The sequence below is a fragment of the Jiangella rhizosphaerae genome (genome assembly GCF_003579925.1).
Taxonomy (GTDB): Bacteria; Actinomycetota; Actinomycetes; order Jiangellales; family Jiangellaceae; genus Jiangella; species Jiangella rhizosphaerae.
On sequence record NZ_QUAL01000055.1, the window covers coordinates 12,920 to 29,160 of the forward strand.

Below are 16,241 nucleotides of genomic sequence, written 5' to 3' on the forward strand. Positions count from 1 at the left end.
GAAACGCGTCGAGCAGCTTCACGTTCGCGTCCCAGGCTCCGGGCATGTCGTCAGCGAGCCCACTCGTATCACTCATCGTCGNAGGCTCCGGGCATGTCGTCAGCGAGCCCACTCGTATCACTCATCGTCGCTGTCATGAGGTCGCTGAAGCGCGCCAGCGCCGGCGGCGGCAGGATCCGGTGGACGTCGGAGCCGAGCAGCATCGCTCCGGCGAGCTCCACGTCGTACCCGGCCGGACCACGAGATCGGGGGCGAAGCGGATCTCATCGGCGGTCGTCAGCGCCTCCGCCAGGCCGAAGGCCGACATCACGGAGTCGCCGTCCGGGGGCCAGGCGATGGTGCGGTCCGTACGTTCGACGCCACCGAACGGGACGAGGTCGACTCGCATCTCACCCACCGTGACGCGGTGTTCTGGCCCGCCGCTGATGTGCGGGAACGTCGAGCGCAGTGCCTCGAAGCCGCGCCAGTCCTCGACCGCGACGGCGATGTCGAGGTCGGTTGTCATGCGGCGGATCGGCACGCCGTGATGAGCGTGCAAGAGCATGTCTCGCGCCGCGGCTCCGACGACAAGGTAGGGCAGTCCCATCATCTCGGCCCGGCGGGCGATGCGGCGGAGCGGCTCGACGAGGTGGATGGCCTCGTCACGCCCGGTCAGGTCGATCAAGGTACTTCTCCCGGATCTGCTCGGCAGCCTGTGCGCTACGCGCATCGCCGGCGGCGATCAAGTCGGCGTAGATCAGGGGCGTGGGGACCACATCGGGATTCGGTGAAGGTAGCTCACCGGTCCAGAACTGATCGCGGATGGTGACGTTGCCCTCGGGATGACGGCGCAGGCGTGCGGTCGTGATCAGATCTCGCGGTAATGAGGCGGCGTAGATGGTGGTGGTCTCGGGTCGCAACTCGCGCGTCAGGAGCGACGCAGCCGTCTCGCCTCCCCATGCGATGCCGAAGCGGGCGGGTTCGATCGACTGCCACCACAGCGGATCGTCCGCGCGGAACCGATCGACGAAGAGCTTGGGCCGGAGGGTCTGCGTGTACGCCTCGGTCCAAGTGGCAAGCAGTTGGTTCAGGCGTCGCAAGGATCGGTTGTCCTCAGGCCCGATGACGTAGCCACGGTCACGCAGGTCGTGAATCACTGGGGTGACGGCTCCGAGTGAGGTTCCGGCCATGTGAGCGATCAATCGATACGGCGCACGAATGAGCTCTGGCTTCGCCAGGAGGGTGAAGACGACCTGCAGGCCGACGCGCCGGAAGGCTCGGCTGGGGCGTTCAGCAACCGCTCGCTGTCGCCGCGGCCGGCCGATGACCCAGAGGACGATGCCGTCCTGACGCACGTACATGTTTCCTGCGGCATCGAGGAACTGCGCGCCCTGCTCGCGCAGGCGATCGGCGACCGTCAGTGACACGTAGTCGGTGACCAGGACGCCATTACCGCCGGGCCGGAGATCTCGCAGGACCGTGGCGATGATGGTCGCAGCCGAAGCCGTGACCGGTACGAACCAGGCATGAAGGTCGAGCAGCCGTCCGTCCACGGTGAGGGTCACGAGGGCGTCGGCACCGTCTCCCTCGTGGATGTTCGCGGCTGCCTGCAGGCCGAACTCGTCGAGGCGAGCGACCACCTCGTTCAAGAGTTCGCGTACGACCTGCTCATCGGCCATGCGTTCATTCTAGACTGGTGTTCAGAAAAAATGAACAGCATAAAAAACTGAACACGCACGGTTGCCGAACCTCGTCGGTGGTGGGCGCTACCGTCTGTGCTGTGACCGAGCCAGCCGACATCAACGACGTCCCGTCGGACATCCGCGAACGCCACGCGACGCTCTCGCAGGAGATCGAGGAGCACCGCCAGCGGTACTACTTCGCCACGCCCACCATCAGCGACGCCGAGTTCGACCAGCTGATGCGCGAGCTCGAGGGCATCGAGGATCAGTACACGTCGCTGCGCACCCCCGACTCACCGACGCAGAAGGTGGGCGCGCCCGTCGCCGAGCCGGGCGCCGGGGTCGAGGCGTCCTGGCCGCCGGTCGAGCACCTCGAGCGCATGCTCAGCCTCGACAACGCGTTCTCCGCCGACGACATCGCCGAGTGGGCCGCCCGGGTCGAGCGCGAGGTCGGCACCGGCGCGCGCTACCTGTGCGAGCCGAAGGTGGACGGGCTGGCGGTCGACATCGTCTACCGCGACGGCAAGCTGGCCACGCTGGCCACCCGCGGCGACGGCCGCACCGGCGAGGACATCACGTACAACGCGCAGTTCGTCGACGCCATCCCCGACGAGCTGACGGGCACCGACGAGTACCCCGTCCCGTCCGTGGTCGAGATCCGCGGCGAGGCCGTCTTCCCGACGAAGGAGTTCGAGGCGGTCAACGCCGAGCGGGCCGACCTCGGGCTGCCGCTGTTCGCCAACGCCCGCAACTCCGGCGCCGGCGTGCTCCGTCAACGCATGGACCGGCGGCGCGAGAAGCTCGACGCCGCGAAGGCGAAGGCCGACGCCGCGGGGAACGAGGGCCGCGCGCAGGCGTCGTACGAGAAGGTGCTCGAGGAGTACGAGCGGGCCAAGCGCAATCTCAACCGCATGATCCTCGTCTGCCACGGCATCGGCCGGCGCGACGGGTTCGACATCCGGTTCCAGTCCGAGGCCTACGAGGCGTTGCGGGCGTGGGGGCTGCCGGCCAGCGACCGCCCGCGCGTGGTGCCCGACCTCGAGGCCGTCCAGGAGTACATCGACCACTACGGCCAGCACCGCCACGACATCGAGTTCGAGATCGACGGCGTCGTGGTCAAGGTCGACCAGGTCGACCTCCAGCGCCAGCTCGGGTCCACGTCGCGGGCGCCGCGGTGGGCCGTCGCGTTCAAATACCCGCCCGAAGAGGTCACCACCAAGCTCATCGACATCCGGGTCAACGTCGGGCGCACCGGCCGGGTCACCCCGTACGGCGTCATGGAGCCGGTGAAGGTGGCCGGCTCGACGGTCGAGAACGCCACGCTGCACAACGCGTCCGAGGTCAAGCGCAAGGGCGTGCTCATCGGCGACACCGTCGTGCTGCGCAAGGCCGGCGACGTCATCCCCGAGATCCTCGGGCCGGTCGCCGAGCTGCGCGACGGCTCCGAGCGCGAGTTCGTCATGCCCACCGAGTGCCCGGCCTGCGGCACGCCGCTCGCGCCGGCCAAGGAGGGCGACGTCGACATCCGCTGCCCGAACAGCCGGTCGTGCCCGTCGCAGCTGCGGGAGCGGCTGTTCTACCTGGCCGGACGCAGCGGGTTCGACATCGAGGCGATGGGCTGGGAGGCCGGCATCGCGCTGATCAACGCCGGGGTGGTGGCCGACGAGGGCGACGTGTTCGGGCTCGACGCCGACCGGCTCAAGCAGGTGCCGCTGTTCACCAACGCCGACGGCGAGCTGACGGTCAACGGCCGGCGGCTGCTCGACAACCTCGAGAAGGCCAAACAGCAGCCGCTGTGGCGCGTCCTGGTGTCGCTGTCCATCCGCCACGTCGGCCCGACGGCGGCCCGCGCGCTCGCCGGGGCGCTGCGGTCCATGGACGCCATCGTCGACGCGAGCGAGGAGCAGCTGGCCGGCACCGACGGCGTCGGCCCCACCATCGCCGCGTCGGTCAAGGAGTGGTTCGCCGTCGACTGGCACCAGGAGATCGTGCGCAAGTGGCGCGAGGCGGGCGTCCGCATGGTCGACGAGGTCGACGAGTCCATGCCGCGCACCCTCGAGGGCCTCACGGTCGTCGTCACCGGGTCGTTGCAGGGCTTCTCCCGCGACGACGCCAAGGAGGCCATCCTGGCGCGCGGCGGCAAGGCGTCGGGCTCGGTGTCGAAGAAGACGTCGTTCGTGGTCGTCGGCGAGAACGCCGGCTCCAAGCACGACAAGGCCATCGAGCTCAAGGTGCCGGTGCTCGACGAGGACGGCTTCCGCGTGCTGCTGGAGTCCGGGCCCGACGAGGCCGCGAAGGTCGCCCAGGTCGGCGAGGCCGAGGAGTAGGCGACGCGGTGCCGGGGACGCGCGAAGGGTCTGGCGGATGCCAGACCCTTCGTGTCCACGAGGACTCGCCCGCCGCCCGTGGGCGGCCTGCGCGCTGCTGCGTGGAACCGGAGATCCGGGGACACCTCCGTCGCGGGGTGCGCGACGACTACGCCCGGGCCGAGAACCGGCCCGCGACCGCGGCGTACGCCTGCAGCCGCAGCTTGGCGAGGTACCGGCTGCGCAGCCGGCTGAGGTAGCTCCGTCCGTGCTGACGACTCATGGGGGGGTCCTCTCGCTACTCACGAGGTTCCGCAGAGCCGTCACACGACCGCTCGGGAACCAGACGATGTGCCGGTGCCCCGAGCGGGACTCCAGTGTTCAGTTGTCCTTCCATGATCGTTCTGTCCGGAGGGCCGGTCAAGGGCTTCGTCCGTATGCGTGCTTTACCCCGTTTGAGCTGCGGTTTTACGTCCGCGAAAAATGTGGCCTCCAGGGGCTGGCGCGGGAGGCGTCCGCTCATGCATCCTTGCGTCGTCAAGGCACGTCCCGCCGCAGAAACACCCGGTGGTCACACCATCGTCAGTGCCACCTCTGCGCCCGTCCCCCGAAGTGAGGTTCCCATGACCTCTTTCGCTGAGCATGTGGCTCCAGCGGCGGAGCTCTTCCCGGTCGCGGCGTCCTGGCCGCGCCGGCTCGGAGCCGCCAAGACCTCCTACATCACACGGCACGTCATCGACCTCGTGCCGTCCGGCGACGAGCTCGCGCTGGCGCCGGCGACCATCCCGGCCGCCGGCGACGTCATCCTGGCCCGCGTCGAGTCGATCGGCGCGCACGACTGGATCGAGCGTCCCGACGGGCGCAAGGCGCGGCTGTTCGCCGGCGACGAGATCGTCGTCGCGTACGGCGCCCGGTACGCCACCGACGCCTACGAGGCCGTCGTGCCCGACGACTTCGGCGCGTGCGACCTGGTGGCCGCCGGCGGCATGGCCGGCCGCGTCGTCGGTGCGTACTCCGGGTTCGCCGCGCCCACGCGCATCGTGCCGATCGGGCAGCTCGCCGGGCTCGACGGCCGCGGGCTCACGGTGCGCGACGGCGCGCCCATCGGGCTCACCGCGGTGCCGCCGCCCGTGCACCCGCCGGTGGTCGCCGTCGTCGGCACCTCGATGAACGCGGGCAAGACGACGTCGGCAGCGTCGCTGGTGCGCGGCATGACGCGGGCCGGCCGGCGGGTCGCCGCCGCCAAGGTCACGGGGACCGGCGCCGGCAACGACCGCTGGCACCTCATCGACGCCGGCGGCGCGCCGGTGCTCGACTTCACCGACGCCGGGTTCCCGTCGACGCACCTCGTGTCGCCGGAGGACCTGGTCGCGACGTACTTCGGGCTGCTGTCGGCGGTGTCGGCGGCGGAGCCGGACATGGTGGTCATCGAGATCGCCGACGGCGTCGCGCACATCGAGACCGCCCGGCTGCTGGCCGAGCCCGCCGTCCGCGCCACGCTCAGCGGCGTGCTGTTCGCGGCCGGCGACGCGCTCGGCGCGCTGTCCGGGGTCGACCTGCTGCGGTCGTGGCACCTGCGGGTGACGGCCGTGACGGGCATGGTGACGGCGTCGCCGCTGGCCGCCCGCGAGGCGGCCGGGCTGGTCGACGTCCCGGTGGTGGCCACGAAGGACCTCATGGACCCCACCATCGCCGCGGCCCTCGTGTCCCAGGACTCCGAGGCCGCCTGACTGGGCGCCGCACGCTCACGCCGTCGTCCGCAATCCCCGGCGGCGGTTCGTCCGTACAACCAAGGGGCCTGACATCACTCGGGGAAGGAGGTTGGGGGTTCCGCAGTCCACAACTCCACACTGGGCCGAGACCCCGGGGCCGACGCCCCGGTCAGGAGCGCGTGTTGCATCCGATCACCGAAGGAGACAGCGGTGAAACACGTCACCTGGCGCCTGCGAGCTGCGCGCACCCGCGCGGTCGCGATGATGGCGGCCGGAGCCTTGGCGCTCCCACTCGTCGCGGCGACGACATCGACGGCACAAGAGGCGCCTGAGGCACCCGCGCCCGAGGCGACGGCCCAGCAGGACGAGGACTACTCGATCCTGGTGGTGGGCCGCACTCTCGGCTTCCGGCACGGCAGCATCGTCCCGGGCACGACGGCCATCATCCAGCTCGGCGAGGAGCACGGGTTCAGCGTCGACGTCTGGGACCCGGCCCAGCCCACGCGGACCCTGCCGAGCACCCCGTTCACGACGGCTGAGAACCTGGCGCAGTACGACGCCATCGTGTTCCTGTCGCCCGTCGACGGCACCAACAACCCCGCCAACCCGCCGCTGCTGAACGACAGCGAGTTCGCGGCGTTCCAGGGCTACATCCGGGGCGGCGGCGGCTTCGCCGGCATCCACGCCGCCACGGACACCATGCACACCCGGCCCTGGTACGGCCAGCTGGTCGGCGCGTACTTCCGCAACCATCCGGCGAACCAGGACGCGAAGCTCGTCGTCGCCGACCGGTCGCACCCGTCGACCGCACATCTGGAGACGGTCTGGAACCGCCACGACGAGTGGTACAACTTCACCGCCAACCCGCGCGGCAACGTGCACGTGCTGCTCACCATCGACGAGCGGTCGTACAACCCCGGTAGCGGCACCATGGGCACCGACCACCCGATGGCCTGGTGTCACACCTTCGAGGGCGGCCGCTCCTGGTACACCGCGCTCGGCCACACCAACCAGTCCTACACCGAGCCGGCGTTCCTGCAGCACATCCTCGGCGGCATCGAGTGGGCGGCCGGCGCGGCCGGCGGCGACTGCGGCGGGACGGACTGGGAGCACTTCGAGAAGGTCGCCATCGACAGCGACACCCGGTTCCCGAGCGAGCTCGCCGTCGCCGATGACGGCCGGGTGTTCTTCATCGAGATGGGGGAGCGCCGGCAGGCGACGACCCCGGCGAACCTCAAGGTGATCGACCCCGGAACCCAGACGACCACCGTCGTCGCCACCCTCGACGTCTACACCGGGATCGCCACCGGCAACGCCCAGGAGGACGGGCTGCTCGGCCTGGCGCTGGACCCGTCCTTCGACACCAACGACTGGCTCTACCTGTTCCGGTCGGTGCCGGGACCGGTGGCCTGCCCGACCAGCGACATCACGGGCGGGAGCTGCGGCGTCAACCGGCTGTCGCGGTTCACGCTCACCGGTGAGGGGCTGACCGAGGAGAAGGTCATGCTCGACGTCACCGTGCAGCGCGAGCAGTGCTGCCACGAGGCGGGCTCGCTGGAGTTCGACAAGGACGGCAACCTGTACATCTCCACCGGCGACGATACCAACCCGTTCGAGTCGCAGGGCTATACCCCGATCGACGAGCGGCCGGGCCGGCAGCCGTTCGACGCGCAGCGATCCTCGGCCAACACCAACGACCTGCGCGGCAAGATCCTGAAGATCACGCCCACGGCGTCGGGCGGCTACACCATCCCGGAGGGGAACCTCTTCCCGCCGCGGACGCCGGGCACGCGGCCGGAGATCTACGCCATGGGCTTCCGCAACCCGTACCGCATCGAGTCCGACCCCGAGACCGGGCAGCTGTACGCGATCGACTACGGGCCCGACGCCGGCGGACCCAACGCCGACCGCGGTCCCGAGGGCCGGGTCGAGTGGAACGTCATCACCCCGGGCAACTACGGCTGGCCGTACTGCCACGGCGGCGCCGCCTACCGCGACTGGGCCTTCCCGAGCGGGCCGGCCGGCGAGACGTTCGACTGCGCGAGCCCGGTCAACGAGTCGCCGAACAACACCGGCCTGACGTCGTTGCCGCCGGTGGTGGACCCGGAGGTCTTCTACGGACGGCTGCCGTTCGCCGGCGGCGGCGCAAGCCAGCCGGACATCGGCACCGGTGGCGCGCCGACGGTCGGGCCGGTCTACCGGTACGTGCCCGACGAGGCGCCCGTGCTGTCCGGCAGCCGCAGGTGGCCGGAGTCGTACGACGGCCAGGCGTTCTTCGGCGAGTGGGGCCGGACCAGCAACAACCTGTACAACTTCATCCTGGACGGCGACCAGCAGGTCCAGGAGATCAGCCCGCTGTTCCACGGCGTGTTCAACCCGTGGACGCGCCCGCACGAGATCGAGTTCGGGCCCGACGGCGCGCTCTATGTCATCCAGTGGGGCCACACGTTCGGCACGACCGGCATCTCGACCATCCAGCGCATCGACTACACGGGCGGTCCGACGTGCTCCGCGCGGGACGTGGGGGCGAGCACGGTGGTGATCGGCGGGCTCGACAGCGGCGTGCCCAACCGGGTCGCGGGGGCGAGCTGCTCGATCAACCAGCTGATCGACGACGATCCGGACTCCTGGTCCAGCAGCGGTGAGTTCGTCCGGCACGTGGGCGAGGTCGCCGACTACTACGTGGAGCGCGGTGTGATCACCGAGCGGCAGAAGGGTGCGATCGTCCGCACGGCGACGCGCTCGGGCGTCGGCTGATCGACCGTGACGCGGAGGCCCGCCGCCCCCACGCGGCGGCGGGCCTCTTCGCGTGCTCTTGGGGGCCGGGCGAGGAGTCGAACCTCGCATGTGGGCGCGGGGAGAACCCTCGGACCGCCTCACCCGGGTGGGTAGTTGCCGTATGTCTACCGGCCCACTCTTCGCAACAGGATGATGCTGCGAATCATTCCCGCGGCGTGGCGCGGGGGCCGAGGCGTGGGCTCCGAGGCGCGAGGCCTGGGGCCTCAAGGCGCGGCGCCCGAGCCCCGAGCCGGGCCCCGTCCGGAACGGGGGCGCCGGCCCTGGCGTGCTTTCCGGCGTGTTGACACAGGCGCCAACAGTTGCCGCTGGTGTCAACACACCGGATCGAACCGTCCGAGCCCCAGTGGGCCTGCCGCGCCGGGCCGCCGTTCATCCACAGGCCGGACGGGTTCGCGGAGTCGTCCACAATCGGCCCGAGCGCGGTGGCGAGCTGTCGGATCCGGCGGCTAGCGTCGCAGGCATGGATCTGAGGGACGAAGCAGAGGCGCTGCTGCGGCGGCTGGTCGGCAACGACACGGCCGAGTTCCGCGACGGCCAGTGGGACGCCGTGCGCGACCTCGTGGAGCACCGGCGTCGCGTGCTGGTCGTGCAGCGCACCGGCTGGGGCAAGTCGGCGGTGTACTTCGTCGCGACGGGTCTGCAACGGGCGCGCGGCGCGGGCCCGACGGTCATCGTGTCGCCGCTGCTGGCGCTCATGCGCGACCAGGTGGCCGCGGCGGGACGGGCGGGCGTGCGCGCGGTCACCATCAACTCCGCCAACGCCGACGAATGGGGCGAGGTCGCCAAACAGCTGGCCGACGACGCCGTCGACGTCCTGCTGGTCAGCCCCGAGCGGCTGAACAACCCGCGGTTCCGCGACGAGCAGCTGCCCACGCTGGCGGCCGGCGCCGGGCTCATCGTGGTCGACGAGGCGCACTGCATCTCCGACTGGGGCCACGACTTCCGCCCCGACTACCGGCGCATCCGCGACCTCCTCGGCACCCTTCCGGCCGGCACCCCGGTGCTGGCGACGACGGCGACGGCCAACGCGCGCGTCGTGGCCGACGTCGCCGAGCAGCTGGGCGCCGGGGGAGCCGAGGTCACCACCATCCGCGGCTCGCTGGCCCGCGAGAGCCTGCGGCTGGGGGTGCTGTCGCTCGACGACGCCGAGCACCGGCTGGCGTGGCTGTCCGCACACCTCGGCGAGCTGCCCGGCAGCGGCATCGTCTACACGCTGACGGTCTCGGCGGCCGAGGACACCGCGGCCCTGCTGCGGGAGGCCGGCCACCACGTGCTCGCCTACACCGGCCGCACCGATCCCGCCGACCGCGTCGAGGCCGAACGGGCGCTGCTGCACAACGAGGTCAAGGCGCTGGTCGCCACCAGCGCGCTGGGCATGGGGTTCGACAAGCCCGACCTCGGCTTCGTGGTCCACCTCGGCGCGCCGTCGTCGCCCGTGGCCTACTACCAGCAGGTCGGCCGGGCCGGGCGTGCGACCGAGCGGGCCGACGTGCTGCTGCTCCCGGCGGCCGAGGACCAAGCCATCTGGCAGTACTTCGCCACGGTCTCCATGCCGCGGCAGGAGCAGGCGGCGGCGGTCATCCGGGCGCTGTCCGCCTCCGGCGACGCCATGTCCACGGCGGCGCTCGAGACCGTGGTCGACGTCCGGCGCACGCGGCTCGAGCTGCTGCTCAAGGTCCTCGACGTCGACGGCGCGGTGCAGCGGGTCCGCGGCGGCTGGCAGGCCACCGGGCAGGACTGGGTCTACGACGCCGAACGGTACGAACGGGTCGCCGCCGCGCGCGACGCCGAGGCCCGGTCCATGCTGGCCTACCAGCGCGGCGAGCAGTGCCGCATGGCGTTCCTGCAAGCCGCCCTCGACGACCCGAGCGCGGCGCCGTGCGGCCGCTGCGACGTCTGTGCCGGCCCTTGGTACACCGACGAGGTTCCCGCCGACGCCCGGGCGGCGGCTCGGACCACGCTGGCCCGGGCCGGCGTGCTGCTGGAGCCGCGGGTCCAGTGGCCGTCGGGCATGGCCCGCCTCGGCGTCGACGTCAAGGGCAAGATCGGCCCGGACGAGAAGGTCGAGCCGGGCCGTGTGGTGGCGCGGCTCACCGACCTCGGCTGGGGCCAGCGGCTGCGGTCGCTGCTCGAGGCCGGCGACGCGCCCGCTCCGGAGGCGCTGCTGGCGGCCTGCGTCGACGTGCTGCGCGAGTGGCACTGGGACCGCCGCCCCGACGCCGTCATCACCGTGCCGTCGCGGCGGCATCCGCAGCTGATCGGCTCGGTCGGCCGGTACCTGGCGTCGGTGGGCCGGCTGGCCGATCTCGGCGAGCTGGAGGCCAGCGGCGCCGGCCCGGCCGAGGACGCCGAGCCCGGCGGCAACAGCGCCTTCCGTCTGGCCTCGGTCTGGGACGCCTGGCGGGTGAGCGCGGCGTCCCGTGAGGCCCTGGCCTCACTGGGCCCCGACCCGGTCGTCCTCCTGGTCGACGACCTCGCCGACTCCCGCTGGACCCTCACCGTCGCCGGACGGGAGCTGCGGCTGGCCGGAGCAGGTCAGGTGCTGCCGTTCGCCCTCGCCAGCGTGGGCTGACCGGCGCGGCGACACCCGGTCAGGCGGTCGCGGCGCCGTCCGCGTCGGCCGGCTCGTCCGCCGCGTGTGCGTCGCGGGCGGCGGGCGCGGTACGGCGGATCACCTGGGCCAGCGCCACCAGGTGCACCAGGCGGGCCAGCTCGGAGTCGAGGATGCGGGGTCCGCCGTCGCGGCCGAAGACGATCGCCTGGCCGGTGTCGCCGACGGGGACGCCAACCGCCACGACGTCCTGCCAGGGCTCGGGCGCGTCGGCGCCCACGGCGATGCGGGTCGGTTCGGTCAGCGGGAGCCAGGGCGCCTCATAGCCGTCGTCCTCGGGCGCGCCGCCGCTGGCCCGTTGCACCTTCAGCGTCGACCCCGACGCCGGCAGCAGCAGCCCCCACCCGGAGCGGAAGATGCCGGGCACGAGGTCGACCAGGATCTCCTCGGCGCGGTCGGGCTCCGCGGTCATCGCCTCGACGGCCTCGAGGTCGCGGTGCAGGCTGGCGCCCGGGCTGTAGTGGCCGATGAACTCCACCGTCACGTCGGGCACCGTCCGGCATGCCGTCACCAGCGAGTCGGGGAGCCGCCCGCCGGGAAGGTCGACCAGGAAGTCGTCGACGACGAAGCCGTCGCCACGGTGCTCGACGACGTCGACGCCGACGATGTCACCACCGGCGGCGCCGACCGCCGTCGCCACGGCACCGAGCGAACCGGGACGGTCCGGTACGACCACGCGCATGAGAAACGACACCCGCACAGAGTGACACAGATCCTGTCACGACCGTGTTGCGGTCGGAGGCGAGTCCTCAGTGCTCCGCGCGCAGCCAGGCGAGCACGGCCAGCACCCGCCGGTGGTCGTCGTCGGAGGGCGGGAGGTCGAGCTTGGTGAGGATCGACGAGATGTGCTTCTCGACCGCACCCTGCGTGACGACGAGCAGGCGGGCGATCGCGACGTTGGTGCGGCCCTCCGCCATCAGCGCCAGCACTTCGCGCTCCCGCGCCGTCAGCGTCTGCAGGGGGTCGCGGCGGCGCCGGGCGAACAGCTGGGCGACGACCTCGGGGTCGAGCACCGTCCCGCCGGAGGCCACCCGCTCCAGCGCGTCGGACAGGTCGGCCAGCGCCGACACCCGGTCCTTCAGCAGGTAGCCGACGCCGCCGGCGCCGTCGGCCAGCAGGTCGCCGGCGTAGGACTCCTCGACGTACTGCGACAGCACCAGCACGCCGGTGCCGGGTACCGCCGCCCGCGCGGCCAGCGCCGCCCGCAGCCCCTCGTCGGTGAAGGTCGGAGGCATGCGGACGTCGACGATCGCGACGTCGGGGCGGTGCTCCTGCACCGACCGCACCAGCGTGTCGCCGTCGCCCACGGCGTCGACGACGTCGGCGCCGGCCTCACCCAGCAGGCGGACGAGTCCTTCACGCAGCAGCAGGGAGTCCTCGGCAAGTACGACACGCACCCGCACAGCATGCCAGGTGGGCGATGGCGGCTGCGGGTCAGGACGCGTGCCGCGCCTTGCTGTCCTGGTCGTCGTCCTTGGCCTGGGCGCCGGGGGCCTGCGCGGACGGCGTCAGGGGCTCGTCGGCGCGGGCCTCGACCGCCTCGATCAGCTTGAGGTCGGCCTGGGTGTGCAGGATGGCGGCCTCGATGGTGAGCGCCGCGAGCGCGTCGTGCTGGTGGGTGCGCCGGGCGGTGCGCAGCGTCTGCAGCTCCGCCAGGCGGGCGTCGTGCTGGATGCGGCAGACCTCGCGGACGGCGTCGGGGCCGCGCCGGCCCGCGGCGAGCACCTTGAGGATGAAGTCGTCGCGGTAGCCCGACGTGCGCGTGGTGGGCGTGGCCAGCCATTCGTCGAGGTCGCTGCGCCCGGCCGACGTGATGAGGTAGACGGTGCGGTCGGGCCGGGAGTCCTGCGGCACGGTGTGCGAGCTGACCATGCCGTCGCGATGCAGCCGATCGAGGATCTGGTACACGTGGCCGATGTTCAGCCCACCCCACTGGGGTCCGACGGCCTTCTCGAAGTTCGCCTTGAGCTCATACCCGTAGCTGGGTCCGTCGGCCAGCAGGGCGAGAACGGCATGCTGAAGCGGCACTCTCACACTGTAAGGGTGAACCGGCCGTTCCAACGACATTCACGGCCCGTAATCCGTGGTCGTGGCGACTGTCATGTCGCGAGCGGGGGGTTGCGCGGGGATGAGAGAATCAGCCCTGGCCGTTTGTCGTGCTGAACCGAAGGTCATGATGATCAGATGAGACGGCAGGGTCCCGGCGACGCTGCGGACGTCCGGCCGGGGGGCCACGACCGGTTCCCGGGGGCGCCCGTCTCGCTGCACAACGTCACCCGTCACTACCGGCAGGGCGGCGCCCAGGTGCCCGCCCTCGTCGACGTCACGCTCGACATCGGGGCCGGCGAGACGGTCGCCGTCGTCGGCCCGTCGGGCTCGGGCAAGTCGACGCTGCTGCACGTCATCGGCGGCATGGACCGGCCCGACTCCGGCACCGTCGTGGTCGGCGGCACCCGGGTCGAGCAGCTGTCGCGGCGCGCGGCCGCGGCGTTCCGGCGCGGCGTCGGCTTCGTCTTCCAGCACTACCACCTGCTGCCGCAGCTGAGCGCGCTCGACAACGTGGTGGTGCCGCTGATGCCGATCCACGTCGGCTTCGACCGCCACGAACGGGCGCGCGAGCTGCTCGACGCCGTCGGGCTCGGCGCGAAGCAGGCGGCGCGTGTCGCCGACCTCTCCGGCGGCGAGCAGCAGCGGGTGGCCATCGCCCGCGCGCTGGTCGCCCGGCCGAAGCTGCTGCTGGCCGACGAGCCGACCGGCGCCCTCGACTCCCGTACCGGCGACGAGGTCCTCGACCTGCTCGCGCAGGTGCAGTCCGAGTACGGCATGACGCTCGTCCTGGCGACGCACGAGGCTGCGGTCGCGGCCCAGTGCGCCCGCGTGGTGAGCCTCCGCGACGGCACGGTCGTCGCCGACCACGCACTCTGGGACCCGCAGCCTGACGAGACGCTGCGGCGGGCGACCGGCCTCGGCTGACGTGAACCGCCTGCGCCGGATCCTGCGTCGCCGTCGCCGCACCGCGAGCGGCCCGGCCGGCGTCGGCCCGCTCGTCCGCGCCCAGCTGCGCGCCCACTGGGGCCGGGCACTGGCGCTGGGCCTCGGCGTGGTCGCCGCGACGTCGGTGTTCACCGTGCTCACCGGCGCCTCCGAGGTCGAGCGCCTGGAGCTGCGCGGCGAGGTGGCCGCCGCGCCGAGCCCGTACCACATCCTGGTCCGCCCGCCCGGTACCCGCAGCGACCTCGAGGCCGAGCACGGGCTGGTGCGGCCGTACCAGCTGTCCGGCCAGTTCGGCGGCATCTCGCTGGACGACTACGACGCCATCCGCGCGATCGGCGGGGTCGACGTCGCCGCGCCGGTCGCGATGGTCGGCTACGTCATGCACGCGACGCAGGTGGCCGTCGACGTCGGCCCCCGCACCGATGCCGGCCGCGAGCTGTTGGTCGCCGACGTCGTGTACACCGGCGACCGCGGGCTGACCGCGATCGAGCAGCCGTCGGCGTCGTTCTCCTACGTCACGCCGAACACCGTCTCCGTGCTCGGCCAGCCCAACGACAGCGGCGCACCCCACGGCGTCGCCGAGACCATGCCGGACGGGTCCACGGTGCTCGTGTGCCCGTACCGCACGTGGGGCGGCGACATCGCCGACTCGCCGGCCGCCGCGGCTCGCGAGCGCAGCAGCAGCTGCTCGACCACCCGGCCCGGCGGCGACCCGGCCACGCGCACCCTGCAGGCGCCGCAGCGCCGCACCGTCACACTGGAATGGTCGTTCCCGGTGCTGGTGGCGGCGGTCGACCCGGATCAGGAGGCCGCGCTGGCCGACGGTGGCGAGGTCCCGGCCGCGCTGCGGGCGCTGGCCGGCTCCGCCGCCGGCACGGCCGACGGTCCGGTCCCCGTCGTCGTCGCGTCCGAGCCGCACGTCGACGCGCAGGCCGAGGTGACGGTCCGGCGGTTGCCCGACGAGGTGGCCGGCCGGTTCGCGGCCGGCCTGACGCTGGACGAGGCCGGCGAGCTGCTGGCGACGCCGGGGCCGGTCGTCGCGACGGACACGATCACCGCCGACCAGGCCTACCGGCAGCTCATCCGCGAGGCGCTCGAGGCGCCCGAGAGCATCCTCGTCGACAGCATCTGGACCACGGAGCCGACGGCGTACGTGGTCGGCGCCGGCGGCGTGCTGAAGCCGCGCCCGGTGGAGAACCCGCAGGAGGTCTGGCGGTCGTCGCTCCGGGTCGAGGGCTACGTCCCGGCGCCGCCCGTCGTCGCCGACACCGGGTTCCGCGCGGTGCGCCCGCACCCCGGCTCGCCGGCGACCCGGACCGGCTCCATGCCGCCGCAGCTGAGCATCGTCGGCGTCTTCGACTCGCACGACGTCGAGGCGACCGAGTTCGAGGGCGCCCACGGACTCCCGGGCGCCGACGCGCGCAGCCGGACGCTGCTCGGCGGCCGCACGCTGCTGCCGTCGGGCAGCCCGGGCGCCTACCATCTGGGCCCGCCGACGGCGTTCATCCGGCTGTCCGACCTCGACACGTTCACCGGATCCGGCAGCGAGTTGGCCGACCCCGACGCACCGATCACCGCGATCCGGGTCCGCGTCGCGGGCGTCGACGGCGTCAGCCCGGTCGAGCGCGAGCGGGTCCGCCTGGTGGCCGACCAGATCCGCGCCGCCACCGGCCTCGACGTCGACGTCGTCCTCGGCAGCGCCGCCACCGAGCAGACCGTCGAGTTGCCGGCCGGCGCGTTCGGCCGGCCGGAGCTGGCGCTGGCCGAGACCTGGATGCGCCAGGGCGTCGTCGCCGCCGTCATGCAGGCCGTCGACCACAAGAGCGTGGCGCTGTTCGCGCTGGTCCTGGCCGTGAGCACGCTGTTCGTCGCGAACGTTTCGGCGGCGTCGGCGCGGTCGAGGCGGGGCGAGCTGGCGGTGCTGAGCCGGGTCGGCTGGAGCCGCGGACACCTGCTGCGGCTGCTGCTGGCCGAGATCCTGCTGGTCGGCGGCGTCGCGGGGGTCGCCGGCGCGCTGGTCTCGGTGGCGATCGGCTGGATCACCGGGCTGGAGGTCACGCCGGCGCGCGCCGCGGTGGCCGTGCCGGTGGCGGCGTTCGTCGCGCTGGCCGCCGCGGCCTGGCCGGCCTGGCGGGCGTCGAAGCCGTCCGTCGCCGGC

At 72.5% G+C, this 16,241-nt stretch carries 11 protein-coding genes; 6 read left to right on the forward strand and 5 right to left on the reverse strand.

The window, feature by feature from the left end; genetic code table 11:
• Nucleotides 1-133 precede the first annotated feature (133 nt).
• Both DY240_RS07200 and DY240_RS07205 read right to left on the reverse strand, forming a co-directional pair.
• Entirely contained in the window at nt 134-664 is a 531-nt protein-coding gene (locus DY240_RS07200; protein ID WP_119659273.1) for a hypothetical protein, read from the reverse strand.
• Nucleotides 642-1,658, reverse strand: coding sequence for a type IV toxin-antitoxin system AbiEi family antitoxin (locus tag DY240_RS07205; protein ID WP_119659274.1), 1,017 nt, complete (start codon nt 1,656-1,658; stop codon nt 642-644). The genes DY240_RS07200 and DY240_RS07205 overlap by 23 nt, the downstream gene beginning before the upstream one ends.
• Before the next feature lie 101 nt (nt 1,659-1,759).
• Here DY240_RS07205 and ligA point away from each other — a divergent pair, with 101 nt between their 5' ends.
• The 4 genes from ligA to DY240_RS07225 all read left to right on the forward strand — a co-directional run bounded on the left by ligA (nt 1,760) and on the right by DY240_RS07225 (nt 11,050).
• Nucleotides 1,760-3,988 carry an NAD-dependent DNA ligase LigA gene (ligA, locus tag DY240_RS07210; protein WP_199701012.1) on the forward strand — a complete coding sequence of 743 codons (2,229 nt, stop codon included), beginning with the start codon at nt 1,760-1,762 and terminating at the stop codon, nt 3,986-3,988.
• Nucleotides 3,989-4,590: 602 nt separating this feature from the next.
• Nucleotides 4,591-5,697 (forward strand): DUF1611 domain-containing protein, encoded by a 1,107-nt coding sequence (locus DY240_RS07215; protein WP_147375221.1) that lies wholly within the window; start codon nt 4,591-4,593, stop codon nt 5,695-5,697.
• Nucleotides 5,698-5,889: 192 nt separating this feature from the next.
• The gene (locus DY240_RS07220; protein ID WP_119659277.1) at nt 5,890-8,436 is read left to right on the forward strand and encodes a ThuA domain-containing protein; all 2,547 of its coding nucleotides are present in this window, start codon (nt 5,890-5,892) and stop codon (nt 8,434-8,436) included.
• A gap of 502 nt (nt 8,437-8,938) precedes the next feature.
• Complete coding sequence (locus DY240_RS07225; protein WP_119659278.1) at nt 8,939-11,050, forward strand: RecQ family ATP-dependent DNA helicase; 2,112 nt, start codon at nt 8,939-8,941, stop codon at nt 11,048-11,050.
• 19 nt (nt 11,051-11,069) lie between these two features.
• Here DY240_RS07225 and DY240_RS07230 read toward each other — a convergent pair whose 3' ends face one another.
• The 3 genes from DY240_RS07230 to DY240_RS07240 all read right to left on the reverse strand — a co-directional run bounded on the left by DY240_RS07230 (nt 11,070) and on the right by DY240_RS07240 (nt 13,117).
• Complete coding sequence (locus tag DY240_RS07230; protein ID WP_147375222.1) at nt 11,070-11,729, reverse strand: ACT domain-containing protein; 660 nt, start codon at nt 11,727-11,729, stop codon at nt 11,070-11,072.
• A 109-nt stretch (nt 11,730-11,838) separates the two neighbouring features.
• Entirely contained in the window at nt 11,839-12,486 is a 648-nt protein-coding gene (locus DY240_RS07235; protein ID WP_119659285.1) for a response regulator transcription factor, read from the reverse strand.
• Nucleotides 12,487-12,523: 37 nt separating this feature from the next.
• Entirely contained in the window at nt 12,524-13,117 is a 594-nt protein-coding gene (locus DY240_RS07240) for a PadR family transcriptional regulator (protein WP_119659280.1), read from the reverse strand.
• Between the two features lie 156 nt (nt 13,118-13,273).
• On the opposite strand from DY240_RS07240, the gene DY240_RS07245 reads away from it, so the two are divergent.
• Both DY240_RS07245 and DY240_RS07250 read left to right on the forward strand, forming a co-directional pair.
• Nucleotides 13,274-14,062 carry an ABC transporter ATP-binding protein gene (locus DY240_RS07245; protein WP_119659281.1) on the forward strand — a complete coding sequence of 263 codons (789 nt, stop codon included), beginning with the start codon at nt 13,274-13,276 and terminating at the stop codon, nt 14,060-14,062.
• A 1-nt stretch (nt 14,063) separates the two neighbouring features.
• Nucleotides 14,064-16,241 (forward strand): FtsX-like permease family protein (locus DY240_RS07250; RefSeq protein ID WP_147375223.1); only part of this gene is annotated, 2,178 nt, incomplete at its 3' end.

Coding starts and splice junctions, on each gene's coding strand:
- DY240_RS07205 (WP_119659274.1), bottom strand. CDS start 1,658: ATGGCCGATGAGCAGGTCGTACGCGAACTCTTGAACGAGGTGGTCGCT.
- DY240_RS07215 (WP_147375221.1), top strand. CDS start 4,591: ATGACCTCTTTCGCTGAGCATGTGGCTCCAGCGGCGGAGCTCTTCCCG.
- DY240_RS07225 (WP_119659278.1), top strand. CDS start 8,939: ATGGATCTGAGGGACGAAGCAGAGGCGCTGCTGCGGCGGCTGGTCGGC.
- DY240_RS07245 (WP_119659281.1), top strand. CDS start 13,274: ATGAGACGGCAGGGTCCCGGCGACGCTGCGGACGTCCGGCCGGGGGGC.